The organism is Georhizobium profundi (assembly GCF_003952725.1).
Taxonomy (GTDB): domain Bacteria; phylum Pseudomonadota; class Alphaproteobacteria; order Rhizobiales; family Rhizobiaceae; genus Georhizobium; species Georhizobium profundi.
On record NZ_CP032509.1, the window covers coordinates 3,832,775 to 3,857,585 of the forward strand.

21 protein-coding genes are annotated in these 24,811 nt (G+C 63.5%); 1 reads left to right on the top strand and 20 read right to left on the bottom strand.

Annotation, left to right across the window (positions count from 1 at the left end):
• Positions 1–18 precede the first annotated feature (18 nt).
• The 12 genes from D5400_RS18500 to D5400_RS18555 form a co-directional block, all read right to left on the bottom strand.
• On the bottom strand, positions 19–1,155 hold the full coding sequence (locus tag D5400_RS18500; RefSeq protein WP_126011542.1) for a TRAP transporter substrate-binding protein: 1,137 nt from the start codon (positions 1,153–1,155) through the stop codon (positions 19–21).
• A gap of 367 nt (positions 1,156–1,522) precedes the next feature.
• On the bottom strand, positions 1,523–1,714 hold the full coding sequence (locus tag D5400_RS18505; RefSeq protein ID WP_126011544.1) for a hypothetical protein: 192 nt from the start codon (positions 1,712–1,714) through the stop codon (positions 1,523–1,525).
• Positions 1,715–1,866: 152 nt separating this feature from the next.
• Positions 1,867–2,877: a formate dehydrogenase subunit gamma gene (locus tag D5400_RS18510; protein WP_210210785.1), complete on the bottom strand. Its 1,011-nt coding sequence runs from the start codon at positions 2,875–2,877 to the stop codon at positions 1,867–1,869.
• A gap of 67 nt (positions 2,878–2,944) precedes the next feature.
• The gene (fdh3B, locus tag D5400_RS18515) at positions 2,945–3,541 is read right to left on the bottom strand and encodes a formate dehydrogenase FDH3 subunit beta (RefSeq protein WP_126011546.1); all 597 of its coding nucleotides are present in this window, start codon (positions 3,539–3,541) and stop codon (positions 2,945–2,947) included.
• 15 nt (positions 3,542–3,556) lie between these two features.
• A complete protein-coding gene (locus D5400_RS18520; RefSeq protein ID WP_126011548.1) occupies positions 3,557–6,508 on the bottom strand; it encodes a formate dehydrogenase subunit alpha in 2,952 nt (983 codons plus the stop codon).
• Between the two features lie 12 nt (positions 6,509–6,520).
• Positions 6,521–6,727 (bottom strand): hypothetical protein, encoded by a 207-nt coding sequence (locus D5400_RS18525; protein WP_126011550.1) that lies wholly within the window; start codon positions 6,725–6,727, stop codon positions 6,521–6,523.
• A gap of 110 nt (positions 6,728–6,837) precedes the next feature.
• Positions 6,838–7,452, bottom strand: a complete 615-nt coding sequence (locus D5400_RS18530) for a TorD/DmsD family molecular chaperone (RefSeq protein WP_245451355.1) — start codon at positions 7,450–7,452, stop codon at positions 6,838–6,840.
• 283 nt (positions 7,453–7,735) lie between these two features.
• A complete protein-coding gene (locus D5400_RS18535; protein ID WP_126011554.1) occupies positions 7,736–8,455 on the bottom strand; it encodes a DUF3306 domain-containing protein in 720 nt (239 codons plus the stop codon).
• Between the two features lie 16 nt (positions 8,456–8,471).
• Entirely contained in the window at positions 8,472–8,975 is a 504-nt protein-coding gene (locus D5400_RS18540) for a DUF3305 domain-containing protein (protein ID WP_126011556.1), read from the bottom strand.
• Between the two features lie 40 nt (positions 8,976–9,015).
• Positions 9,016–10,020 (bottom strand): DUF6352 family protein, encoded by a 1,005-nt coding sequence (locus tag D5400_RS18545; RefSeq protein WP_126011558.1) that lies wholly within the window; start codon positions 10,018–10,020, stop codon positions 9,016–9,018.
• Positions 10,021–10,025: 5 nt separating this feature from the next.
• Positions 10,026–10,583, bottom strand: a complete 558-nt coding sequence (locus tag D5400_RS18550) for a DUF6505 family protein (protein WP_126011560.1) — start codon at positions 10,581–10,583, stop codon at positions 10,026–10,028.
• An 8-nt stretch (positions 10,584–10,591) separates the two neighbouring features.
• Positions 10,592–11,326 carry a biotin/lipoate--protein ligase family protein gene (locus D5400_RS18555; RefSeq protein ID WP_164527954.1) on the bottom strand — a complete coding sequence of 245 codons (735 nt, stop codon included), beginning with the start codon at positions 11,324–11,326 and terminating at the stop codon, positions 10,592–10,594.
• Between the two features lie 119 nt (positions 11,327–11,445).
• Between D5400_RS18555 and D5400_RS18560 the strand changes: the two genes are divergently transcribed.
• Positions 11,446–13,494 carry a 4Fe-4S binding protein gene (locus D5400_RS18560; RefSeq protein WP_245451356.1) on the top strand — a complete coding sequence of 683 codons (2,049 nt, stop codon included), beginning with the start codon at positions 11,446–11,448 and terminating at the stop codon, positions 13,492–13,494.
• Between the two features lie 4 nt (positions 13,495–13,498).
• Here the strand turns inward: D5400_RS18560 and D5400_RS18565 are convergent, their stop codons facing one another.
• The 8 genes from D5400_RS18565 to D5400_RS18600 all read right to left on the bottom strand — a co-directional run bounded on the left by D5400_RS18565 (position 13,499) and on the right by D5400_RS18600 (position 24,725).
• Positions 13,499–14,764, bottom strand: a complete 1,266-nt coding sequence (locus D5400_RS18565; RefSeq protein WP_126011564.1) for a c-type cytochrome — start codon at positions 14,762–14,764, stop codon at positions 13,499–13,501.
• 77 nt (positions 14,765–14,841) lie between these two features.
• A complete protein-coding gene (locus tag D5400_RS18570) occupies positions 14,842–15,525 on the bottom strand; it encodes a response regulator transcription factor (protein WP_126011566.1) in 684 nt (227 codons plus the stop codon).
• Positions 15,522–17,726, bottom strand: a complete 2,205-nt coding sequence (locus D5400_RS18575; RefSeq protein ID WP_126011568.1) for a sensor histidine kinase — start codon at positions 17,724–17,726, stop codon at positions 15,522–15,524. Before D5400_RS18575 ends, D5400_RS18570 begins: the two co-directional genes overlap by 4 nt.
• Positions 17,727–17,789: 63 nt before the next feature.
• Complete coding sequence (locus tag D5400_RS18580) at positions 17,790–19,148, bottom strand: surface lipoprotein assembly modifier (protein WP_164527956.1); 1,359 nt, start codon at positions 19,146–19,148, stop codon at positions 17,790–17,792.
• A gap of 87 nt (positions 19,149–19,235) precedes the next feature.
• Positions 19,236–20,321 (bottom strand): transferrin-binding protein-like solute binding protein, encoded by a 1,086-nt coding sequence (locus D5400_RS18585; protein ID WP_126011571.1) that lies wholly within the window; start codon positions 20,319–20,321, stop codon positions 19,236–19,238.
• Between the two features lie 183 nt (positions 20,322–20,504).
• Positions 20,505–21,587: a lipocalin-like domain-containing protein gene (locus D5400_RS18590; RefSeq protein WP_126011573.1), complete on the bottom strand. Its 1,083-nt coding sequence runs from the start codon at positions 21,585–21,587 to the stop codon at positions 20,505–20,507.
• Positions 21,577–24,075 (bottom strand): FtsX-like permease family protein, encoded by a 2,499-nt coding sequence (locus tag D5400_RS18595; RefSeq protein WP_126011575.1) that lies wholly within the window; start codon positions 24,073–24,075, stop codon positions 21,577–21,579. The genes D5400_RS18590 and D5400_RS18595 overlap by 11 nt, the downstream gene beginning before the upstream one ends.
• Positions 24,072–24,725, bottom strand: coding sequence for an ABC transporter ATP-binding protein (locus D5400_RS18600; RefSeq protein ID WP_126011577.1), 654 nt, complete (start codon positions 24,723–24,725; stop codon positions 24,072–24,074). Before D5400_RS18600 ends, D5400_RS18595 begins: the two co-directional genes overlap by 4 nt.
• Between the last annotated feature and the right edge of the window lie 86 nt (positions 24,726–24,811).

Sequence of the window (24,811 nt, forward strand, 5' to 3'; positions counted from 1 at the left end):
CTTCAAGATTGCATTGAACTAGATGGCGAGCTTGCCCGGGAAGTAATGATCGTAGGCCAGACGATAGTCCGGCGCGTTCATCAGCTCGTAGTAGGTGACGCGCTCGACCCAATCGCGCTGGCTCTGCAGAACGCGCGCGATGAACTCGTCGGTCTCAAGCTGCTCTTCGATGACCCGATCCCAGCCGTCGAGCTGCGCCTGAAGGATTTCGCTCGAGGTGCGGTGAACGGTGACGCCGCCGGTCTGCAGTTCGGCAAGGTCGCGCGAGTAATTGTCGAGGGCCTTGGCGGTGTTGGCGGTGGCCGATGCTTCGACCGCATACTGAAGGATCGCCCGCAGATCCTCGTCGAGATCTTCGAAGAACGGACGGTTGATGATGAACTCGAACTGCTCGGCCGCCTGGTGATAGGAGGCGAGATAGTAGTTCTTGGCAACGTCCTGAGCGCCGAAGCGACGGTCAGACGTCGGGTTGTTGAATTCGAACGCGTCGATAACGCCACGCTCCATGGCGGGAACGATTTCGCCGCCCGGAAGCTGCGCGACGCTCATGCCCATGCCCTGCAGCAGATCGGCAGCCAAGCCCACGGTGCGGTATTTGAAGCCCTGGATGTCGCTGACGGTGTTCACTTCGTTCTTGAACCAGCCGAAGGGCTGCGCCGGCATCGGCATGCCGAGGAAGCCGACCACATCGAGACCGAGGATGTCCTGCGTCAGTTCGCGGTAGAGTTCGTCACCGCCACCGGCGTAGAACCAGGACAGCAGCGTGGTTGGGTTTCCGCCGAGAACCGGGCCCGTTCCGAACATGGAAGCACCCTTGTGCTTGCCGTACCAGTAGGCCGAAACCGAGTGTGCCATGTCGATGACACCGTCGGAAACACCGTCCATCACCTGGAAGGCGCCGACGACTGCGCCGGCTGGCAGAAGGTCGATCGAGAGACGACCACCGGACATGGCCTCGACGCGATCGGCGTAATCCTGGGCCATTTCCTGCCAGATGTCCGAGGATGGCCACGAGGTCTGCATGCGGACGACGAGCGGCGCCTGCGCGAGCACGGCCGGCGCAGCGAGCGTTGAACCGGCAGCTGCACCACCGATGACCGCAGTGCCCTTAAGGAACCGACGGCGCGATACGGTCTTTGAATCTGTTGAAGTCATTTCTCTCTCCCATTGAAGCAAGCAAGCTGTTCACGTTGTTCTTCTTGTTGGCGGCGATCATAGTCATCGCCCCTGATCAATCAACTATTTTCGCTGGCTTTTCCGCGCCAAACGCAGTGCAACCAAAGTCGTAGACACAAAGGCAGAGATCGCTGCACTGCACAAAATTCACGGCGAAGGCGATCATTTACTTCAACCGATTGAATCAACAATAAAGTCAGGAACGATTTTGTAGGAGAGAATATAGAAAGGAGCTTTGCTCGACTTTCGATGCGCGCCGCAGCATTGCAGAGCGTGAAATTTACTGCAGCGCAAAAGGGCCGCGCCCGCACCGCCTGTTTGGCGGTGCGGGCGTGATGAAGAAAACTTAGCTGTCCCGTTCGGATTCGGCCGCAGCAGGCCAGTCGGCGCCGACCAGATTTCCACCCGGATCTCCAACGCGCGCGCCGGAGGTCGTATAAGCGGTGGCCGACGTTGCCTGCCAGTTGCTGTTCAGGATGAAATTGGCGCCATAGGCCAGAACGCCAGCCGTAATCGCAGCCAAAAGGAATGTTTTCATGGTCTGTGTCCTCTCGCGGTCAATGAGGCACCGAAGCCTGGACTGACCGAACCCCCAAGATCGGTGCTGCACCCGCGCAACCGATACCATCACTGCGGAGGACCATCGCGCGACGGTCCTCCATTCATCAATAGACCATCGCCGCGGGCGACTTATTCCGCCGGAGCGACGTGTCCGCGCGGCTCACCTTCGACTGCAGTGTCACGCTCGGCGACCCAGAGCGAATGGTGTTCGCGCGCCCAGTTTACATCCACTTGCCCACTGCCCATCGCATCGAAAGCGCCTTCCATGCCGAGCGTACCGATATAGATGTGCGCCAGAATGACGGCCGTCATGACGGCTGCGATGATCGCATGCGCCAGCTGTGCCAGCTGCCAGTTGCCGGGCTCGCCCGCCAGCTGCGGAAAGAGGAGGAGCACGCCCGTGAAGGACAGGGCCGCTCCGCCGAGCACGACGGACCAGAAGATGATCTTTTGTCCGGCATTGAAGCGCTTGGCAGGCGGATGACCGCCACCCTTCAGCATACCGCCGCCGGCCTTGATCCAGTCGAGATCGATACGGCCGGGGATGTTGTCCTTGATCCAGACGACCAGCATGATCGCGATGCCGAGCATGAACGGCCAGGCGATGTAGTTGTGAACCACCTTGCCGAGTTGCGTCGCCGTGGCAAACGTGTCCGCGCCGAAAAGCGGGATCAGCACGTATCGGCCGAAGATCAGGTTGAGGCCGGTCAGAGCCAGCAGGATGAAGCACACGGCGGTCAGCCAGTGCGCAAAACGCTCGAACGAATTGAATCGCTTGATCGTGCGCCCGGCAAAGCCGTGCTCGAGGCGGATGCGTCCGCGCACGAAATAAAACACGGTCAGAAGAGCCAGCATGCCGAGAACGACGGCGGTCGTCGTCCAGTAGACCGTGCTATTGTGCGTGCCCGACCAGTTGCGGCCTTCCGGCTTGATCAGGTCGGCGGCACGCTGGTCGGGGATCGACACGCGGCCCGAGATGGCGTTACCACCCTGCAGCGCTTCCAGCAATTGCTGTTCCTGCACGGAGCGGGCCGTTGGATTGACGGGTTCCTGCGCGCCGGCCATCGGCGCTGCGAAAAAGAGAGCTGCCAGCATCGCAAGCGTGAGCGTGATGCGGGCGAAATAAGATTGAGCGACCATTTCCGGTCTCCTTACAGCCTTGCCTGGTGGCCGGTCGCGCGGGTGGCGCGGCCGGCACGCACGCGCCTTAGACGTTGATGCTTTCCTGGTAGGCCGTCTGCCAGCCCCAGGCGCCCGAACCGTAACCACGGGTGGTCACGCGCTCACGATAGATTTCGGCGATGATGTCGCCGTCGCCAGCGAGAAGCGCCTTGGTGGAGCACATCTCGGCGCACAGCGGCAGCTTGCCTTCCGCCAGACGGTTGGCACCGTATTTTTCATACTCAGCCATCGTCATGTCGGCTTCCGGACCACCGGCACAGTAGGTGCACTTGTCCATCTTGCCGCGCGACCCGAAGTTGCCGACCTTGGGATATTGCGGTGCGCCGAACGGGCAGGCGTAGAAGCAATAGCCGCAGCCGATGCACAGATCTTTGGAATGCAGAACGACGGCATCCGCAGTCGTGTAGAAGCAATCCACGGGGCAGACCGAGGCGCAGGGTGCATCGGTGCAGTGCATGCAGGCCATCGATACCGAGCGCTCGCCCGGCAGGCCGTCATTGATCGTCACGACGCGGCGGCGGTTGATCCCCCACGGCACTTCGTGTTCGTTTTTGCATGCGGTGACGCAGGCGTTGCATTCGATGCAGCGGTCCGCGTCGCAGAGAAATTTCATTCGTGCCATTTGTTCATCCTCCCCTTACGCGGCTTCGATCTGGCAAAGCGTCGCCTTGCCTTCGTGCATGCCGGTGACCGGGTCGTAACCGTAAGTCGTTATGGTGTTCACGCTTTCGCCAAGCACGATCGGGTCGGCCCCTTGCGGGTAGTTGCCGCGCTGATCTTCGCCCTGGAACCAGCCGGCGAAGTGGAACGGCATGAAGGCGACGCCCCGGCCGACACGTTCCGTCACCAGCGCCTTCATGCGGGCCCGGCTGTCGTTTTCAGGTCCCCTCACCCAAACCCAGCTTCCGTCGGCAATGCCGCGGTCGGAAGCGTCGGCCGGATTGATCTCGACGAACATGTCCTGCTGCAATTCGGCCAGCCAACGGTTCGAACGGGTTTCTTCGCCGCCGCCTTCATATTCGACCAGACGGCCGGAGGTGAGGACGATCGGGAAGGCCTGCGCGATGTTGCGGTCGACTGCTGCCTGCTGAAGCGTGCGGCCGATATTCGGCACGCGGAACTCGCGAGCGTCGTCGCGGGTCGGGAACTCGGCGACGAGATCGGGGCGCGGCGTGTAAATCGGCTCGCGGTGTTGTGGGACCGGATCGGGCAGGTTCCACGCTACAGCGCGGGCCTTGCCATTGCCGAATGGCACGCAGCCGTGAAGCATTGCCACACGTTGGATACCACCGGAGAGATCGGTCGACCAGGAAACGGCATCGACATTGGCGCCGCCCTGACGCTCGATCTGCGCCAGTTCCTCGGCTGTCAGATCAGCATCCCATCCAAGTTCGCGCAGAACTGCCATGGTGAACTCGGGGTAGCCGTCGTCGAGCTCGGCGCCCAGCGATGACGTGCCTTCCGCAAGGAGCGTCTGGCCTTCGTACTCCAGCCCGAAGCGCGGACGGAAGTTGCCGCCGCCATCCATGACGTGAAGGTTGGTGTTGTAGAGAATGTGCGTCCCGGGGTGGCGAACTTCCGGCGTCCCCCAGCAAGGCCAGGGCAGACCGTAATAGTCGCCGCCGACTTCCGGATCGTCCGCCGGCGCGCGCAGCGTCACCAGGTCGAACTTGTCCTGATTGGCCATGTGCGCCTTGAGCCTTTCCGGCGACTGGCCGCAATAGCCGGTCGACCAGCCACCGCGGTTGATTTCCCGCATGACGGATTCCGGCTGCGGCTCGGGGCCGAACTTGCCTTCGACCAGTTCGATGTTCTTGAACATCTCGTCGGCGACGCCGAGTTCCTGAGCCAGGCGATAGAGAATCCAGTAGTCGTTTGCCGATTCGAAGACCGGCTCCACGACCTTTTCGTACCACTGGATCGAGCGGTTCGAGCAGGTGCGCGAGCCCGAGCATTCGAACTGCGTCGCCGCCGGCAACAGATAGGTGTTGTCCGGCCGCGCATGCAGCGAAGCAAACGATGTCGGATGCGGGTCAACGACCACGAGAAGATCAAGAGCCTCAAGACCGGCCTTGACTTCGGCCTGGCGCGGCACGGTGTTGCCGCCATGGCCGAGAACCATCATTGCGCGAATGTTATCGCGCTGGTCGACCTGGTCCGGATCGATGGTCGCGGCGTCGAACCAGCGGGTCGAGGGAATGCCCGGCGTCTGCATGTTCTGCTCGCGCGTGCGACCCTCGCGGCCGTCTTTCGCCGGCACTTCGTCGAAGCGCGAGACGAAATACTCGTAAGGCACATCCCAGACGCGGGACCAGTGGCGCCAGCCACCCTCAGCCAAGCCGTAATAGAGCGGCAGGTTGGTGATATCGAGGCCGAGATCCGTCGCGCCCTGCACGTTGCAGTGGCCACGGAAGATGTTGGCGCCCATGCCGTTGCCGCCGACATTGCCCGTTGCCAGAAGCAGGTTGCAATAGGCGCGCACATTGGCCGTTCCGACCGTGTGCTGCGTGCCGCCCATGCACCAGATGAAGGTGGAGGGCTTCTGGGTCGCGAAGGTTTCAGCGACCCGGCGCAGCTGCTCGCCCGGGATGCCGGTCACGCGCTCGACGACTTCCGGGGTCCACTTGTCGCATTCGGCGCGGATCTGGTCCATGCCGTGGACACGGGCATCGATGAAGTCCTGGTCTTCCCAGCCATTGGCGAAGATGTGGTGCATGATGCCCCAGATCACCGCGATGTCGGTGCCGGAGCGCATGCGTACATATTCGGTTGCGTGAGCGGCGGTGCGCGTGAAGCGCGGATCGAGAACGATCACGTTCGCGCGCTGCTGTTCCTTGCCCGACAGAATGTGCTGCAACGAGACGGGGTGCGCCTCGGCGGCGTTGGAGCCCATGAAGATGATGGTCTTGGAATTGCGGATGTCGTTGTAAGAATTCGTCATCGCGCCGTAGCCCCAGGTGTTGGCAACACCTGCGACCGTGGTGGAGTGACAAATGCGCGCCTGGTGGTCGACCGAGTTGGTGCCCCAGAAGGCCGCCAGCTTGCGGCAGAGATAGGAGCCCTCGTTCGAGAACTTCGCCGAACCGAGCCAGTAGACGGAATCAGCACCAGACTCTTCGCGGATCTCGCCGAGCTTCGCGCCGATTTCGGAGAAGGCGTCATCCCAGGAGACGCGCACCCATTCGCCGTTCTGCTTCTTCATCGGATATTTGAGGCGGCGGTCGCCATGGACCAACTCGCGCACCGATGCACCCTTGGCGCAGTGGGTGCCGCGGTTGATCGGGCTTGCCCAGGATGGCTCCTGGCCCGTCCACACGCCGTTCTGCACCTCTGCCGTGACCGTGCAGCCGACCGAGCAGTGCGTGCAGATGTTCTTGCGGACTTCGATTTCCACGCCTTCCATCGTCGGGCCGGCTTGCGCCTTGCGGATCCCGCCCGCGCCGAGCGATCCGATGGCTGCAAGGCCGCCGACGGCGATGCCCGAGCGCTTCAGGAACGACCGTCGGTCGAGTGCGGCGGATGCGAGCCCGGCCACGACGGATTGCAGTTTGCTGCGCGAAGCTGCGCCGGCTTTACGTTTGACGAGCATGACGCCCTCCCCTCAGTAGCGGTTGGTGCGGTAGAAAGCCTTGACGTGGTCGGTTTCCTGATAGCGCGCCTTGCGCTTCTCATCGTCCGCTTCCTGTGCAGCGGCTTCCTGAACGCCACCGGTGCCAACGGCAACCGCGGCAGCAGCGGCACCCACACCGGCAAATGCGCCGAGGAAACCGCGGCGCCCGAGACCCTTCTGGTCGTCCTGGATCGTCATCTCAATCTCCCATCGGGGCTCTTGCCCCACAGTTCAAGTTCAGTCTTTTGGGCCGCTTTCGCGACCGGTCGAGTTCAGTCTTTTAGGCCGCATTCGCGGCCGGCACTCAATCAGGCGGCGTCCATGGCGAAGGCTTCGCGCTCCACGGCCATGAAGACAGATCCGACTTCCGCCACGTGACGGTAAAAGAATGCTGAAGGCGCGGTCTTCAGATCGGCGAAAAACTGATCAACCCACGGCGCCAGATGCCAGCGAAAGAAATCGACCTCGCTGACAGCATCGGCGGGGACGTCACCGGTCGCCAGCGCCGCCATCACGTCGCACAGCGTCGCGATGTGGTCTTCCGGGTCGAAGAGACCCTCAGCCCGCTCCAGGCCGAGCTTGGCCATGTCGTGGCGCACCGCGGCGAGCGGGCGCTCGTTCAGGAACCCGGTGAGATAGAACGACCCGTAGGGCAGAAGCTCGCCACGACCGACGCCGACGAAGAGCGAGAAGAACTCGCGGTCGACAGCAATAGGATCCGCCTCATTCGCAGCCGAAGCCAGCGCGGTATGGGCCGAACCGAGCGGCGTCTCGTCGCCGCGCAACTGCGAAAGGTCCGACAGCAGGTCGGCGCTGGGCGCACCACGCAAAAGCGCCGCGAGTAGCCGGTATTCCTGCGCGCGCAGAAAATCGACTTCGTCGGCTTTGACGTTACCCGCCCGTGTTCTTTCGACTGCGCTCAACGCGCCGCGCTCCTCTAACCCTGGAAGATCGGGATTCGATCCCAACCATTTCTTGTTGTTACAAAACATGAGGGAACGCAACGCCGCGTGCAACCATTGCGGCAATGCGTCAAGTCCGTGAAATTCCTGATAAAAACGCACAGGATTTAGGTCTTATACGATTGCTTCAGCGGAAAACGACATCGCATAATCCTGCAAACTCCTGCGATTCATCCGGTGTTTTCCTTAGAGCAGCGTTCGACGTAGAGCGTGCATGACCAGACATATCGCGAGTGTTCACTGATCAGCGCGGAATGGCGCTTCCATGTCGTCTCCGGGGGGCAATATCGCCTGGAGCGCTGTCAGTGTCCGGCACGGTCACCTCGGCATCTGCGACGAAAGTCGTATCCTGTGGATTATTGGTGACAGTGTCCGTTTCCGCCTGATCCTGTGGAAATTCAATGGTCGTTTCTATCTCTTCGGCTGCATCTTCGGCGACCTGCGGTGATTTTTCGCTCAGCGAAGGCTCATCCGCTGGTTCCGGCTTCTTCTGCAGGAACTTGTCGACCATTCGCAGTGCTTCGCCTGGCGACAGTGTTCCGGAGTTGCCCGGCACGCCGCCTGCGACATTCCAGTCATAGGCGTAGTCGCGAGCGACATCGAGATAGCCGGAAATCTTCGGATTGAGCATCCAGACCTTGCGCAAAGCGGCCTGCCGCAGAGCTTTGGGCACGCCCTTGCGCAGGAAGAGCTGCAATTCCTCACGCGATGTGACCGTGTCCAGCGGCGGAAGCGCCTCGATCTCTTCCTGGGTTAGGGTCTCTTCTGGAGCCACATCGCCGGCAAGTGGCGCATCAGCCTGCCCTTCGACCTGGCCCCGGATCACCGTACCATCCGTCTCGGCGCCGCCGGCGTCGTTCGACCCGACCTCAAGATCGGTGGCAGGCTCTTCCTCGACCGCTGCACCGCGCTTGCGGCGCGACCAGCGTGACAGGAAGCCGCCGTCCTCGTCCTTGCCGCTCATCGCCTCTTGCTCCCGGTCATGGCAGAAATTCGTCCTTGTCTAGCACGCGCTTGCCGCCGCGGGTCAGCGCATCGGGATCGGCGCGCTTGCGCTTGCGCTTCACGAAAACCTCTTCCTTGTAGTGGAGCGACATGAAGCCCTCCACCCACAGGGCGACGCTCGGCGGCATCGGCAATGCAGCAACGACGAGTGCTTCGTCACCAGCCCGGGCCTCGCCTTCGTAGGGATCGGCGGTCAGCATCACGACACCCTTCGGGTCGTCGGGGCGCATCGCCACCCACAAAGTCGGCTTGGCGAACAGATTGTCGCGATAATGCGCCGCTTCGCCCGAATAGAGCATCAGCTGAAAGTCGCCCGCATAATAGAGCTCGACGTCGCCGGGCGGGCTCAAGCGTTCGCCCGCTGGCGTCGCCGGCACGTCGGGAAGGACCGAGTGCGGGGCGAAGCCTCGCTTGCCCCATCGTGTCACCGGCTTCCTGGACACGGTGACGATGCCGAGACGACAGAAGAGCTTTGGCATGGGTCTCCTTTCCGACAGCGACGGTGTCGCTGTGTCATGTTCACGCGGCCGGCCGGTCCTCGGCGAGCGGCAGACCGGTGACGAGATTTTGAGGCTTCAGCCGCACGGTCTTATCCGGGCTCATCGTCATCAGAAGATAGACCGGCCCTTCCGACTGCCTTTGCTCCCCCTCGTCCTCGGCAAAATCCAGCCGGAACAGGCCGATCAGGCGCTCTGTCAGATCCGATGGTACCTCTTCGCCGCGCCAGAGCCGATTTCCAAGTGCCGTGGCATCCTGATCGAGACCGACGAACCAGCGGAAGTCCACTTCCTTGACGTCGATCAAAGGCTCGATCGTCACCTTCGTCCCGAGCAGATGGTGGATGAAGACGGTGAGTGCGACGGCAAGGCCCGTGCGGCTTTTCGGATCACCCCCGAAATTGAGCGCCATGGAGTGCGCGTCGGATCGGCTCCAATAGGTCCAGGCGTTGTCTTCGTCGAGCACGTCGAGTTCGCTTCCCGGCTCACCGGCGAACATCGCGGCCAGGGGCTTGTCGTGCTGCTCGCGCTCGCGCTCTTCGACCAGCTCCTGATCGGCCAGCAACAGTGCACCCTCCCGCACGGACGCGCGCTGCGGCCTGAACATCAGTTCGGCGGCGCGCAGCACGTAGGGGTCGCTACAGCCTTCCAGCGCATTGCGCAGGATGAGATGGACCAGCTGGTTCAGGAAGAGCGGCGGCACCGGCATGCGCTCCCTGACGATCGCCAGATAGGCGCCCTCGATGGTCTCCTCCCGAATGAGGAGGTCGCGGTAGGCGATGAGGAACTGCCAGTTCTCACGCGCATCGGCATCCGCGATGGAGGCGATCGTTGCGGCGTCGACTGCTGCGCGCGGTGAAGCCTTCAGCTGCTGATAAAGCGCGCGCTCCACCACGCACGCATCTTCCGGCGGCACGATCTCCGGCCGCGCCAGATAGGTCAGCAGCAACTCGTCGGTCACCGAAAGCCGCCCATCGTCGCGACGCCGCACCATGTGATGGCCGCTGGATACCCAAAATTCCCGCACGTACTCTATTCCTTTCCAAGCGACAGAAGATCGACTTGCTCTTCCGGCTGGTCTTCGTCGTCATCCGTTTCGATCACCAGGAAGGCGCGATCAAGACCCTTCAGCCCTGGCCCCGCCATCGTCGTTTCGGCGCGTGGACGCAAGGTGCGGAACCGCTCGCGGATCTGGCCGTCCTCTTCCGCGCGGTGAAGCGCCAGCAATGTGCCGATCGCATGGTCACGGCAGAGATCGGCTGCAAAAGCGATTTCTTCCCGCGCAGCCGGCAGCGCCACTTCCAGGCTCGGCGCCCCGCATTGGCTGACGAGTTGCGCGGCAAGGCTGTGGGTCGCCTCTTCCACCTCGTTGTCGACAACCTCCGAAACGACCGCAAGCGTCGAGTGGCCGAAGCTCTCGATCCCGAGAAAGCCCGCCCGAAAAGCGGTGCGCTGCTTGGGTCCAAGATCGGCGATCTTCGCGCCATGGAACAGAAACGTGCCCGCGACCGCCCATTCGCCGGGCTCCGCCGCCTTTGCGAACACGAAGGTATCGGACGGATCCATCCGGATCGTGCGGGGCAGCTTCATCGGTGCGCTCATAGAAGCGGCGCCTTGCGGACAGGGTCGTACCAGCGACAGGCGGCGAGGCCGTTCGACAGGCTTTGACGGGTCGGCGCAGCACCGGGCTCGCCACGCTGCAGGAGATCGCCGCGGCCGTCGATCATCCAGTCGCGGTCGGTATTGGCCTGCAGGCGCTCCAGATAGGCCGTCGTCACGGCGGACATGCCCTCGGTCGCCATTGCGTCGAAAGCGCGCATCAGGTGGCGCGTGAAGCTCTCGATGATCGCTTCCGGCGGATCGAACTCTTCTTCGACGAGCGATGTCGAGCCAGGATAGGCCCCCGGATCGGCAAGGCTCGGCCGGGCATGGATCAGTTCGACGGAAAAGACCATCCACTCCGGCACATCGTCATCACCGGTGCCTTCAGGCGCGGCGAGCCGCGCTCCACCCAAGCGGGCGAGGTCGAAGAGAAATTCATCCGGCCAGGCGAAAGCGACCTGCCGTTCGGGCACGCAATGGAAGGCAAGCGAATCACCCATCGCAGCCATGCCGGCGAAAAAGGCGAGGCGCGCAGCGACCAGCGGCTTGTCCGGTTCGAGCACGATAGCCAGTGCCACTGTTTCCTCCGAGATCGCATAAACCAGCGTTCCGGCGCCCGATTGCGCGGCAATTCGGCACGCATGGGCATGGACGTCGCTTGGATCAGCGATCAAAACGGCTTCGAAAAGCGGCGGGAGGACCAATGCACCCTCCCCGGCTGCACTCAGCATTCGTGACATTCCTCTGGGGCTAAGTTAGAACCGCTCAAAAGTAAGGGTGCCCGATGGGGCAATGCAAGGCCGGAACCGGCGTCATCGCACGCGGACGACTGGCCTGGAGGTTTGACGGAATGACAGAGACGAGGCGCCGCGCTTCAGAGCGCCGTGTATTCATCTGCTCGTGCGAAAAGACAATGGCGCTGGACGAAGGATCGATCGCGCGCGGATGCGCAGGCAGCTTCGAGCGCGCAGACCAGTTGTGCCGTCACGAGAGCACTCGGTTTGCTGCGGCTCTGCAAGATGGCGGTCCCATCACCGTCGCCTGCACACAGGAAGAGCCGCTCTTTGCCGAAATGGCCGAGGATGCCGGGTTCACCGGCGCATTGTCCTTCGTCAACATCCGCGAACAGGCGGGTTGGTCCGCCGAAGGACGCCAAGCAGGCCCCAAGATGGCAGCACTTCTCGCCGCTGCGGCGGTCGACATGCCGCCCATTTCGACGGTGTCGCTCGAATCGCAAGGGGTAACGCTCGTCCTTGGCCGCGACGAAACCGCGATCGAGGTGGCGGCACGGCTTGCCGATCATCTCGACATCACCGTGCTCCTCGTCGATCCGAAGGACGTGACGCCGCCGGCAAAAACGGTGTTTCCCGTGCTGAAGGGCCGGGTTCGCAATGCGTCGGGTCATCTCGGCGCGTTCGAGCTCACCATCGACGACTATGCGCTTCCGTCGCCCTCATCGCGCTCGAAGCTGATCTTTGGTGTCGCGCGCAATGGCGCGGAATCCAGCTGCGACCTCATCATCGATCTGACGGGCGACCGGCCTCTCCTTTCCGCGGACGACCTGCGTGACGGCTATCTCCGCGTCGATCCGCGCGACAATGCGGCCATCGAGCGGCTGATCCTCAAGGCATCGGGCCTTGTCGGCATCTTCGACAAGCCGCGTTACGTGACCTTCGATGCGTCGATCTGCGCCCATTCCCGCTCGACGATCACCGGATGCACCCGCTGCCTCGATCTTTGCCCGACCGGCGCGATCACGCCGGCCGGCGACCATGTCGCGATCGACGCAGCAATCTGCGCCGGATGCGGCCAGTGCGCCGGCGCCTGCCCGACCGGGGCCGTTTCCTACGCGCTGCCGCCTGTCGATGCCGTCACGGAGAAACTGCGCGTCATGCTCTCGGCCTATTTCAAGGCCGGCGGCACGAGGCCCGCGATCCTGCTGCATGATGGCGACCACGGCGCCCCGCTCATCGATGCGCTTGCGCGCTTCGGCCAGGGCTTGCCGGCGCGGGTGATCCCGCTGCTTGTCAACGAGATCACGCAGGCCGGTCCGGAACTTCTGGCTGCTGCCGTCGCCTATGGCGCAGACCGTGTGTTCCTCGCATCCCGGGCCAGGCCGAAGCACGATCTGTCGGGCCTGACGGCCATCCTGGCGATGACCAACCGCATCTTCTCCGAACTTGGATACGGCGATGATCTTGTCCAGCTGATCGAGACGGATGATCCGGACCAGCTTGGCGAGGCGCTTGCAGCCCCTGGTGCGATGCCCGCCCGCACGGCGGTGCCGGCGAGTTTCCTTCCGCCGCCGGAGAAGCGCGGGCTGCTCGAACTCGCTTTCCGCGAACTGCATCGCGCAGCGCCCTCACCAGTCGACGTGATCGCACTCGAGCGCGGTGCGCCTTTCGGCGGCATCGAGGTGGATGTCGATGGCTGCACGCTATGTCTCTCCTGTGTATCCGCCTGCCCCGCCAATGCGATCACCGACAATCCCGACCGTCCGACGCTGCGCTTTTCCGAAAGCCTCTGCGTCCAGTGCGGGCTTTGCGAAGCAACCTGCCCGGAAGATGTCATCACGCTTGCGCCGCGGCTCGATTTCACGGCCTGGGCAGAGCCCAAGCGGCTGCTGAAAGAGGAAGAACCGCATCACTGCATCGAATGCGGCAAGGCATTCGGCACGCGCTCGACGATCAATCGCGTGATCGAGAAGCTCGAAAGCCACTGGATGTTCTCAGGACCGGAGGGCGAACAGCGCCGTCGGGTTCTGGAAATGTGCGAGGACTGCCGCGTGGCAGTCGTCGTCAAGGAAAGCTTCGATCCGCACCAGGCCGAGACGCGTACGGTCCGCACCACGGACGACTATCTGCGCGAACGCGAAGAGCGGAACCAGAGCCGGCATTGAGAGGCTACCGGGTCCGCTCCTCCAGAAACTCCATGAGCGCTGCGCGATCGGCGGGATCGGTGATCCGCTGCTCGGGCATCTTGGTGCCGGGCGTGTAGTGGTTTGGGCCGACATCGAAGAGCTCGGACACCGTTTCTGGGGTCCAGACGATGTCCATGCCTTTGAGTGCTTCTGAATAGTTGTAGCCCTCGGCAGTGCCGATGCGGCGACCGAAAATGCCGTGCAGCGTGGGGCCGGCGCGATTGCCGGCATCCTCCGACAATGTGTGGCAGGCCTGGCAGGCGGCAAAGACCTGTGCGCCTCGGCTGCCGCCGAAATCCTCGGTCGTTTCGCCTGCTTCGGTCCGGTTCAGCCGCTCCCCGGTCGCCGCATCCCACTGGCGGATGACGCGGTCCCCGCCGCCTGCAAAAAGACTGCCGTCGCCGGGATCGAACGCCAGCGACCACACCGGGCTGTCGGCGCCCTGCAGCGTGAGGCGCACCGAGCCGCTTGCCCGGTCCACCAGCCAAATCGAGCCGTCGATCGCGGCGGAGGCGATCGTTGCCTCGTCCGGCGAAATGGCAAGTGCCGTTACGGGAACAGGCGTTGTCTCGATCTCGTGGAGCGCGCCGTCCAAGGTTCGGATCCGAAGCCGACCATCGACACCGGCGGCGACGATCGTTCCGTCATTTGAGATCGCGAGCGCATTCAGCGGTGCATTGACCGAGATCACTTCCGCAGGCCCATCCTGCATCGGCCATATCCGCAGTGTTGCATCATATCCCGCCGTCACCGCCCGGCCGTCGGGCAGGAAAGCGACTGCGTTCACGTTGCCTTGGTGACCGGTCAGCGAGCGATAAGCACTGCCGTCGAGTGGCGTGAGCCGCGCCGTTCCGTCCCACGACGCCGAGGCGACGATCCTGGAGTCTGCCGACAGGGCGAGGCTCGCCACCGGGCCATCATGCCGGCCAAGCTTGCGCGGTTCGCCATCGGCATTCCAGACGACGAGGCGGCCATCCTGGCCGCCGGTGACCATGCCGCCGCCGGGCAACAGCGCGACCGTGTTGACCGATTCGTCGTGGCTGCGGAGCACGGACACAGCGGCGCCTGTGTCGCGGTTCCATAAGATGGCGGTCGTATCGAACGAACCGGATAGGATCTGCGATCCATCGGTCGAGACGGCCAACGCTCGTATCGACCCGCCATGGCCGCGAAAATCGGCGGCCGCCGGCAAGGTCAGAAGCGGTGTTGCCAAAAAAACGGCCACAGCGGCCCCGACGATCCATCGCATTGCGCATATCTCTCCGAAAGACGGCATGTTGGCCGGCTGGCCGCGCGCGTCAACCCTGGGGCTGCCGCTACCTTCGGTCAGTGTTCGCGCTGAAGAAGGCCGCGGTCGCGAGCGGCGAGGGCTGCCTCGGCCCGCGTCTTGATGTTGAGCTTGCGATAGATGGACTTCACGTGGGTGGATGCGGTGTTTTGCGAAATCGTCAAAGTCTTCGCCACCGCGTTCAGCTGAAACCCCCGGCCCAGAAGGGTGAGCACCTCCTCCTCGCGCGCGGTCAGCGCTGCATCCGGCACCATGCGCGCGTTCAGGGATTGCAGCGCCGTCATGACGTGGCGCGCGACGGCGGGCGAAAGCGGCGGCTCGTCGTCGATGATGCGCTTCATCAGCTGGATGAACCGTTCGGTGTCATGGTGCTTCAAAAGGTAGCCCCGTGCACCGGCGGAAATCGCATCGAAGATCTGCTGCGCGTCATCGAAAATCGTGGTGATGACAGGCGCGCAGTGGCTGTCGCATGCGTTGATCTCCTCGATGAGATCGATGCCCGATCCATCCGGCAGGCCGATATCGATCAGGACGAGATCGAATGCTCCGGGAAGTCCATGCGCCCGCGCCCACGCCACGGCATTGCGCAGGCATCGCCGCGCATCTTCAAGACACGTCGCCTCGCTGACCTGCGCGCCTGGGAACCCGGCAGCGACACACTCCACCATCCATTGCCGGGCGCGGGCGTTGTCCTCGATGACCAAAACCCGCTCTACCTTCATGCGGCGACGGCTCCAACCGAGACCGGCAGGCTGATGGTCGCGATGAAGGCATTCGGCGTGACCTGATAGTCGAATTGGCCGCCGGTCTGGCGGGCGCGCGCGGCGATGTTTTCAAGGCCATTGCCGGAGAACGCCCGTCGGTTTTCCTGCGACGCCGCGCCCGGCAGCGTGTTTTCCACCGTGTGCACGAGACGATCGCCGAGAAGCTGCGTCGTCACGGCGATATCCGCGCCCGGCGCGTGCTTGATGACATTGGTCACAAGTTCGCGGTGCGCCGAGGTGAAGTTGCGGAACACCAGATAAGGCAGGACGAGACCCGAACGGTCGGCCTCGGACAGCGGCCATTCGACGGTGCCGTCATCCAGCCGTTCCATCGTCTCGGCGCGCAGTTCCGCGATGATGTTTGCCAGCGTCTCGCGTCGGTCCGAAAGGCCTCCGACGATTTCGCGGATGTCGCCAAGCGCATTGCGCACCATCTGGCGTGCATCCGTGTCGTCGGTGGCGCGCAGGCTCGACAGAAGCCGTGCACCGACACTGTCATGCAGATCGCGGCCGATGCGCCCGCGCTCTTCCTTCACGCCCCGATCATAGGCATCACGCTGTTCTTCCGCCGCTGCGACCAGCCGTGCAAAGTCCTCGACGACCGCAAGATGCGGCGCTCCGAAGAGGGCGCGGCCGCGCTTAGGGTGACGCAACCGCAGCGGAGGCGACCAGTCATAAGCCGGTAGGACGAGTGTCGCCCCGTCATCCCCGATGACAGGCCGTTGCCCGAGATCCTCCGGCGTATCCGCGTGCAGCGGCTCGAAATAATCGACCAGCGCCTGCCGCCACCGCTCGGCACGCGCTTCGCCCGAGGTCTGCAGCGCGATTTCCGTCGAGGCACGATAGAGCGCCAGCGGATCCAGTTCCTTGCGGGCCATGTACCGGGCCATAAGGAAATTGCGCACAGGCAGGTAAAGCAGTCCGACGAGCACCGCCGTGATGCCGAGCGATACCGCCGGCGTCAGCGCCAGCATGCCGATCAGGGTAAAGTCGATGGCGGCGAACAGAAACGCGGCGAGCACGTAGGTGAAGATCGAAAACGCCCAGCGATCGAGCTCGAAAAGCCGGTACCGCGTCAGCCCGAGCGCGACACCGAGATAGATCAGGACGAAAAACCCGAATGCGTAGCCTTGCGGCAGAACGACGTTCAGCCCCACGAGCAGCGGTACCGCGACGAGCAGAACGAAGGCACCAGCGCCCAGGATGACACTGACGCCCAGCCATGTGAGCGCACGGCGGGCCGGCAGATCGCGCCGCGTCGCGACATATTGCGCGCCGGTCAGAACGATGATCGCAATCATCTCGCACAGGATACCGAGGTAGCCGACCGTGCCGAGGCCGACGTCGTAGAAAATCCGCAGATGGGTCGCGAAGATCCACAGGACGAAGAGGCCGATCAGACCGTTGGTGAGACGCGCGATTTTCAGATCGACCGGATAGCGGGCGAAAAGCCCGATCATGCCGATGCCGAACGACATCGCGCCGATGTTGTTCAGGATGGTTAGGCTGCGAAAGACCGGTTCGGACAGCGCGATTTCACGGGTCGAATAGGCGGCCGCGCTGAAGACAGCCAGACCGACCCCATATCCGGCGAAGGCGAAGAAGCGGACTTTGCCGTCTCTCGGACTGAGGCACTGGACCCAGGCTCCGATGACGCAAATGATGACGGCGCAGGCGATCTGGTACCAGAAAGCGAACGGCAAAGCCGATATCGGTCGCCATGCGGTTGCCTGAACTGCGATCGATCGCTGTTCCTGACCCGGCTCGGCAACCGTTACGGCAACCGGTCCGGCGGACAGCACGCCATGCAGTTCACCCTGCCGATCGACGAAGCGATCATAGGTCGCATAATCGAGGGTGTCGGGCTCATCGATCAGGTCAAGCGGCTCGAGCAGGATCGCGGCCGCCGGATCGTCGACGGGTGCGATCGAAATCAGCCGCAAACCGGGTGAGATGCCTGCAACTGCGGCTGGATTGCTGGAGCCTGCAACCAACACGGCGCCGGCGTCGTCTTCCAATTCGAGAAGCAACCCGAGATACGGATTGCGCATGGCGACAAGCATTGTCAGCGCTGTCACCAGCGCGACGATCGTCAAGGCCAGTGAAAAGCGCTGAACCAGCGTCACAAGCGAAATACGGCGCCCCGGCACCGCCCCCAATCAATCCCCAATTCGAAGTCTAGAGCCAACACTTGCGACCACTCAACTGAATTCTCGCATTTTCTAAAATTCCTTGGTCAACGTAATGTCGAAGCCGAGCTTGTCGTAATCGTAGAAGACCACGTTGCTTGACTGGTCGTAGTAGCTGATGGCCAGTTGGGGGGTGAAACCGTGGAACTGCCAGTCCCGCTTCACGAAGCCGCTGCGCAGCTCGAAGTAGTCGTCCTTGCGCGGCTCGGTCATTCCGGGAAAATCGGCTTCATAGTCACGCTTGCCGACCTTGGCCTGCAGGGATGCGGTGATGCCGTAGGCAAACTGCCGGGTCGTACCGATTTCTACGAAGGCGCCGTCAAAGGCGTTGTGGGGCCGCCCGTCCACCTCTTCCCACTCGCCGCCGGCTCCCGCGAAGACCGAGAATGCGGCGCTTGAATAGTAGCTCAGCCTGCCGCTTGCCCGGACCGTCTCGGCTGCCGCAGATGGGATATCGTCATAGGTTCGATCGATGAAGAGCAACTCGCCGGACGCGATCAGCTTGGGCATCAGAGCCTGGCTGCCGAAGATGCGGCCGCCCATGCCGTAATCCGACGGTGTGGTCGAAAGCCAGCGCCGGTCGGCGATGAACTCCGCGCTCAACATGCGGCTTGCCGTGCGGTAGCGCATGCCGACGCGCAGATCGCCGACCAAAGTGTCGAAATCCTTGCCGGAATAATCCGAAAACACGGCCGATCCAGCGGTGTAGAGCGTGAACTGCTCGTTCAGCGCATGCGAGTAGCCGGCATTTAGACCGGCGCGAACGCCTATGCCTGACTGCGCCCGCCCGCCTTCATCGATCGTGAAGGGCAGGCCGCCGAGCATGACCTGCGTGCCCGAGCTTCCATTGTTGACATTGGTGCTGGGCGCAAAGGAGATGAACCCGCCCACAGTGAACGGCCGGTTTGCGTCCAGTGCGTCGATGAAGCTTTCGAACCGTTCGCGGGACGTGCGGTCGCTGCTGGATTCCGCAAGCAGGCGAAGATGATAGGTGGCCCCGGTCGCATTGCCCTGCCGCGCGAGAATGCGTGCAAGATGCATCCGAACGAGATCGAACTCCGGCCGTTCCGCGAGGATCGTCCGCGACAGCTGTTCCGCTTCGGCAAGTTCGCCTCGTCGCTCCAGAACGATCGTCTGAAGAAAGGCTGCCTGATAGCCGAGGTCGCCTTCATCGAAGCGGGAGTTGGCGAGCAGCAACTGCGCGGTATCCAAATCCCCCCGCTCGATAAAACCACGAATGGCCTGAATGCGCTCGGCCTGGGTGAGGTCGCCGTAGCGCGCGGCAGGCGAAGGCGAGGCGGTCGACCCGCCTTCGCCTGCCACTTCCCCCGGTGTCGCCAAAGCGAGCGGAATGGTGACGAACAGGACGATCAGCACCCAGATGCTGAGCATCCGGACGCTGCCGCGCGGCAGCGTCCTCGTTCTGCGCGGGCACGGTTTGTGAAGGGTGGCGGCCACGGCCATGGGCCCCGCTTGCCGCTACTGCTTCACCGCGCCGATCACGCCCTGGAAGACATAATCGCTCGCCCCACCCTCGAGCGTGGCATTGCCTTCGATGGACACCGCGGCCACCGTCTCGCGGCCGGCATTGCCGAAGAAGCTGCCAATGGCCTCGCCATTCGATACGGTGCCGACCGCCGCTCCCTGCGCATCGACGAGCCGCGCGGTGCCCGCATAATCGGCACCGGTGATCGTGGCGTCGATCGCCATGCCCGTGATCGTCGGCGCCACATCGACGACGTTCTGGCCGAGATTGGTGAAGGCCCGCAATTGGCCGCCGGTGATGCCGCCGGTCACCTTGCCGGCTGCGAAATCGGCAGCGAGCGCGACGGTGGCGTTGTTGTCGAAGCCGAAATTCTCGACCGAGCCATCCGGTCGCGTATAAACCGACTGGCCGCTTTCGAAAAAGCCCTTGTAGCTCGCCGTGCCTGAGGTCGGCATGTTGGTGGTGGCATTGCCGACATAGCCAACGCCGTAGTTCGCCGCCGTATCGCCAGCGTTGCCGTCGCGGTAGCGGATGGTGGTCGCGTCCGACAGCACAATCTGCTCGGTGGCGCTGACATTGTAGACGCTGACGCTGCTGATCGCCGCGTTGGCGCTTTCAACCTGCGGATCGCCAAAGTTACCATTCTCGAAATAGACGTTGCCCTTGGCATCGGTCAGGCCGATGATCGCTGCACCGCCGGCGAGGGTTCCGTCAGCCGATGCGGAAATCAGGGCCGGTGGTGCGATACCGGCGGCGCCCTGGTTGTTGTTGGGGCTCGGATCTTCTTTCGCAGAGCCCGAAATACCTACACCGCCAGCGGCGGTGCGATCGAGCGCCACGGCCGAGGTGGCAGGCGTATCGAGCTGCGGCAGCTGATTGAACGAGCTGACGGTCGAAGTGACATTGGCTGGAAGGCGCACGGCGAGCATGCGGCCTTGTGCCGTGATCGGCAGCGAGCCACCGGCGGATGCACCTCCGCCACCGCCTGCTCCCGCTCCACTGCTGCTGCCGGAACTACTGCATGCGGCCAATGCCGATGCCATCCCGAGAACCAAAAGTCTTGCCACTGGCTTGTTCATCCATCTGCTCCTGTTGATTGTTTCAAGCAGGTGGATTCATGCAATTTCCCCAGCCCCCTGCCCGGCTGCGCCTGCTCGACGATCTATCGAGGTCGGCGCTGCCATTGGCGGGAATACAATCACGGCGAAAATCGACCCGCTATCACCTGAACAGGTGAGGTCGGCGAGGAATGGCGCATCCGCTCAGTCGGCGTCGTACCCGGTCATTTCGAGGTAGCCCTTGCCTTCATGGGTGCCCGAGAACCGGATCGGGCCTTCCCAATAGGCAAACGTCGTCGCCATCCAGCTCTGCGGGTTGAGCGCCTCGGTGATGATTTCGAAATCGCGCGACGGAATTTCGAGACGCCATTGCGTCGGCACGATGCGCCCGTCGATACCGGTCGTACCGAGCGGCGTCATGGTGATCGCGTCATTGGCGAGCGGCGACGCGGTGCCATCCGGGGTGAACCAGGTGCCGGAATAGTAGCTCGATCCATCTTCCGACCGCACCTGAAACAGCATCAGCTTCTCATCGCCCGGCAAATGCAGCGAGAACCAGTCCCAGCCCTCCTGGTCGTCCGCCAGCGGCTGGCTCGACCATTCGCGGTCCAGCCACGCGGTGCCCGTGACGGGGATCTCTTCACCGTCTACGGTGATCGTCCCTTCGGCCCGATAGAATGGCTGGCTGTAATAATAGGATGCCTGGCCGGCATCGGATTTGACGCTGTACCCGGCCTCGCCTTGGAGAACCGGCGGGCGCTCGGTGCGCAGCGTCATTGCGTAGCTGAAATCGTCTCCGGTCGCATTGACCGAGACATTCGCCATCGTGTCGCCGTTTGGTGCCTGTTCGGCAGCAACATCTCCGGCGAGCGCCCAATCATCGATGAACGCCTCGAATGGAGCGGCAACGACACCGGCCTGGCCGATGCCGCCACGGGCAAATTTTTCGGCGCTGAAATGGCGCTCTCCGGTCGTCAAGCCAGCATGGCCCATCCAGAGCGCGCTGCTTTCCCAGCCCTCGCCCTCTTCGCCGGGCGCCAAGGCCTGGCGGAACAGGGTCCATTGCAGGCCGTAATCGTTACCGTCCGCATCCTCCAGATTGGCGGTGACGTACCACCATTCGATGCGAAAACCCTCATGTGGGCCGTGATCGGTCGGGAACGAGAAGGTGCGGCCGGGTTCGACGCTCCGGTAACCTGCCGCATCGGTGCCAAGCCCCGCAAAACCCTGCGCAAATGCGGGTGTGGAGAGAGCGAGCAGCATGACCAGCAAGGCTCTAACGTTCATCGGCGAACACCTTGAGCAGTTTCGTTGGCGGCATGCGGCGCAGGCTGAGGGCTGGCCATGCGGCGGCAGCGATTGCCGTGATCAGCGCCAGAACGATGAGCCGAAGCCATTGTTCTGGAAAGACGTAGACCGGCAACTGCCAGCCGAACGCTTCTACGTTGATGACATTGGTGAGGATCCAGGCCACCGCCAGACCGAGCGGGATGGCAAGCAGCGCCGTCAAAAGGGCGAGCGTCGCGGCCTTAACCAGTTCCATCCCCGCGAGCTTCCGCCTCGTAAGGCCCAGAGCCCAAAGCGGTGCAAGCTGCGGAAGCCGCGCATCGGCGAGCGTCAGCAGGCTGGCCAGAAGCGCGATGCCGGCAACGATCAGCGTCAGCGTATTGAGCGCGAGCGTGACGGCGAAGGTGCGATCGAAAATGCGCTGCGAGATATCCTTGATGGTGCGCTGGTCGACCACTTCCACCGAGCCCGCACCGAACGCCGCCGTCAGATCGTCCATGACGGCATCGACAGCCTCCGGCGCAACGCGCACGGCGAAATTGCCGCGCTCGGCGTCTGGAAAGCGGGCGACGAGTTCGTCCACCGCGATCATGATCTGACCGCGCGGATTGCCATAGTCCGAATAGATCGCCGCAACGGTGCCTGCCCAGTCGCCACCGGGCGCGGCAATGTCGATCGGGTCGCCGGGGGCCAGCGCAAAGCGGCGTGCCAGTTGTTCGCTGACAAGCACCGCCCGCCCGGCCTCCGCCTCGCTCCAGGCATCGGGAAGGCTCGCCAGTAGCGGCCAATGGTCGGAATAAGTCGGGTGGTTGGAGAAGCCGAAGACCTCGACAGGAAAGCCTCGGTAGCGTGTTTCCGCATCCCAGACGGGCAACACCGCATCGATGTCATCCCGCGCCTCGAGCCAGTCGGCAATGTTTGCGGCGCGGGCAGGGTCTCGTGCGCCGACATAGAGTTCGGCGGCAAGGCGCTGGTCCAGCCAGCCGGTGAAGGTCTGGCGGAAGCTGTCGACCATCGTGCCGACGCCGATATTCACCGCCAATGCCACCAGCAGCGCCATCAAGGCAAGCGACAGGCCCCCCGACTGCTGGCGGGCATCGGCAAAGAACCATTGCGCCACCGGCCCGCGCACAAGGCGCTGCGCGATGGCAAGCAGCCCGACCAGAGCCGAAGGCAGCAACAATGCAGCAGCGAGCAGTACGGCGCCCATCAGCACGAAGCCCGCCACCAGGCCCGAGCCCTTAAGCAGCACGCCGATCGCGGTCGCTGCGAGAAATACCGCCGCAGCCAGTTGCCAGCGGCGCGCCCGCGCTTCGGCACCGGCCCAGGCTTCCGGCTGTGCCGTGGCGAAGAGTGGCAGACGCCAGGCGCGATAGAGGCTCGATCCCGCGGCGACGAGAGCACCGATGACGCTAATCGCGACGCCGGCCAGCCACCAGCTCGGCTGCAGCGACAGTTCCCCCGCAACACGCGCCCCGTAAAGACCACGCAGGCTTGCCGCCACGTCCGGCAGCAAAGCCGAGGCGATGACATAACCGGCAACCGTGCCGATAATGCCGGCCAGTGCCGAGATCGTCGTCAGTTCCAGGAGCATCACGGATGTCAGCGCGCGCGCCGAGACGCCACACGCGCGCATGGTGCGCAGCATCGGCCGGCGCTGTTCGAAGGCGAGCCCGATCGCACCATGGACGATGAACAGGCCGACGAGAAATGACAGGAAGCCGAAAGCCGTGAGGTTTAGGTGAAAGCTGTCTGTCAGCCTTTCCAGATCGCCCTGGTCGTCCGGTTCGACCCGTTCCAGCGCGCCGCCGGTCAGGTCTGCCAGCGATTGGGAGCTCGTTTCAGGCGCAGCGGTCAGGATCAGGCGAGACAACCGCCCCGGCTGATCGAGGAGCGCCTGCGCCACGCCGACATCCGTCACCAGTGTCTCGGGCGGCAGGGAAGCGGCGACGACGAGCGGCGGCAGCTGTCCGCCATTTCCGAGCGTTGGTCGCGTATCCACGCCGCCCAGCGCCGCAACCGTCTCGGCATCCCCAAGCGCGAGAGACGGCGCCGTCAGCAGGCGCACGGCACGGCTCTCGCCGCTTCCGTCGGCAGTCTCGGGACCATCATCCAGCGCATCGCGCGTGATCGGGCCGGCACCCTGCGGCAGCGTGACCGGATCGATGCCGACAATGCGGATGCTTCTGTCGGCGATGCGCACATCGCCTTCGATGACAGGCGAAACATCCCAGCCGGCGCGCCGAAGCACGACGTAAAGGGCCTCGTCGAAGTTCGTCCCGTTGGTGGGCCTAAGGCTCGCGAACGCGTCGCCGCCGATCAGTCGTGCGGCCTGATCATAGCTTTGCCGTGCCTGCACGTTCAGCGCCTGCACGCCGCTCCACAGCGCTGTTGCGACCGCAAGCCCGATGACGAGCGTCATCAGTTGAAACGGACGCCTCCGCCAGTGCGACAGCAGAACCGCCAGGGTCCAGAGATGACGCTTCACGCGAGCCGGCCCGCGCTCAAGTGAATGCGCCGTCCAAGCAGGCCTGCCAGACGGGGGCTATGCGTTACCATCAGAAAGGCACTTCCGGTCTGCTCGACGAGATCGAGGCAGAGTTTCAGCACCGCATCGCTCGTCTCCTCATCGAGATTGCCCGTCGGCTCGTCTGCGAGAATGAGATCCGGTCGGCAGGCGAGCGTGCGGCCGATGGCGACGCGTTGCTGCTGGCCACCCGACAATTGCTCGGGATAACGGTCGACGAGTGTCGAAAGGCCAAGCTTCTGCGTCAGGCTCTCGACCCAGGCCGGGTCATGCCGGCCGGCGATGCGCGCCTGGAATGCGAGATTTTCACGCACCTTCAGGCTCGGCACCAGATTGAACTGCTGGAAGACGAGGCCGATGCGTTCGCGGCGCAACTGGGCACGCGCGCTGTCGCCCATGCCGACCAGGCTCTGGCCCGCAACGACGATCTCACCGCCATCGGCAGCGTCGAGCGCCGCGGCAAGGTGCAGAAGCGTACTCTTGCCGCTGCCGGATTCGCCGGTCAGCGCCAGCGTCTGCCCCGCCGGCAGATCAAGATCGATACCGCGCAGGACGTGAACGGGCCCCTGCGCCGATGGGTAGGCCTTTGAAACATTCCGGAGGGTCAGCATCTGGCTCTTTCGCATGCACATGTGAAAGATAGGGTGCGCCAGGCGCGAAGGCCATGGATTGCGGTGTCGCATGGCTCAGCCGACCG

Coding starts and splice junctions, on each gene's coding strand:
- D5400_RS18540 (WP_126011556.1), bottom strand. CDS start 8,975: ATGCCAAAGCTCTTCTGTCGTCTCGGCATCGTCACCGTGTCCAGGAAG.
- D5400_RS18565 (WP_126011564.1), bottom strand. CDS start 14,764: ATGCGATGGATCGTCGGGGCCGCTGTGGCCGTTTTTTTGGCAACACCG.
- D5400_RS18590 (WP_126011573.1), bottom strand. CDS start 21,587: ATGAACGTTAGAGCCTTGCTGGTCATGCTGCTCGCTCTCTCCACACCC.
- D5400_RS18525 (WP_126011550.1), bottom strand. CDS start 6,727: ATGACGATCCAGGACGACCAGAAGGGTCTCGGGCGCCGCGGTTTCCTC.
- D5400_RS18520 (WP_126011548.1), bottom strand. CDS start 6,508: ATGCTCGTCAAACGTAAAGCCGGCGCAGCTTCGCGCAGCAAACTGCAA.
- D5400_RS18600 (WP_126011577.1), bottom strand. CDS start 24,725: ATGCTGACCCTCCGGAATGTTTCAAAGGCCTACCCATCGGCGCAGGGG.
- D5400_RS18500 (WP_126011542.1), bottom strand. CDS start 1,155: ATGACTTCAACAGATTCAAAGACCGTATCGCGCCGTCGGTTCCTTAAG.
- D5400_RS18535 (WP_126011554.1), bottom strand. CDS start 8,455: ATGAGCGGCAAGGACGAGGACGGCGGCTTCCTGTCACGCTGGTCGCGC.
- D5400_RS18570 (WP_126011566.1), bottom strand. CDS start 15,525: ATGAAGGTAGAGCGGGTTTTGGTCATCGAGGACAACGCCCGCGCCCGG.
- D5400_RS18560 (WP_245451356.1), top strand. CDS start 11,446: ATGACAGAGACGAGGCGCCGCGCTTCAGAGCGCCGTGTATTCATCTGC.
- D5400_RS18505 (WP_126011544.1), bottom strand. CDS start 1,714: ATGAAAACATTCCTTTTGGCTGCGATTACGGCTGGCGTTCTGGCCTAT.
- fdh3B (WP_126011546.1), bottom strand. CDS start 3,541: ATGGCACGAATGAAATTTCTCTGCGACGCGGACCGCTGCATCGAATGC.
- D5400_RS18550 (WP_126011560.1), bottom strand. CDS start 10,583: ATGAAGCTGCCCCGCACGATCCGGATGGATCCGTCCGATACCTTCGTG.
- D5400_RS18555 (WP_164527954.1), bottom strand. CDS start 11,326: ATGCTGAGTGCAGCCGGGGAGGGTGCATTGGTCCTCCCGCCGCTTTTC.
- D5400_RS18585 (WP_126011571.1), bottom strand. CDS start 20,321: ATGAACAAGCCAGTGGCAAGACTTTTGGTTCTCGGGATGGCATCGGCA.
- D5400_RS18580 (WP_164527956.1), bottom strand. CDS start 19,148: ATGCTCAGCATCTGGGTGCTGATCGTCCTGTTCGTCACCATTCCGCTC.
- D5400_RS18510 (WP_210210785.1), bottom strand. CDS start 2,877: ATGGTCGCTCAATCTTATTTCGCCCGCATCACGCTCACGCTTGCGATG.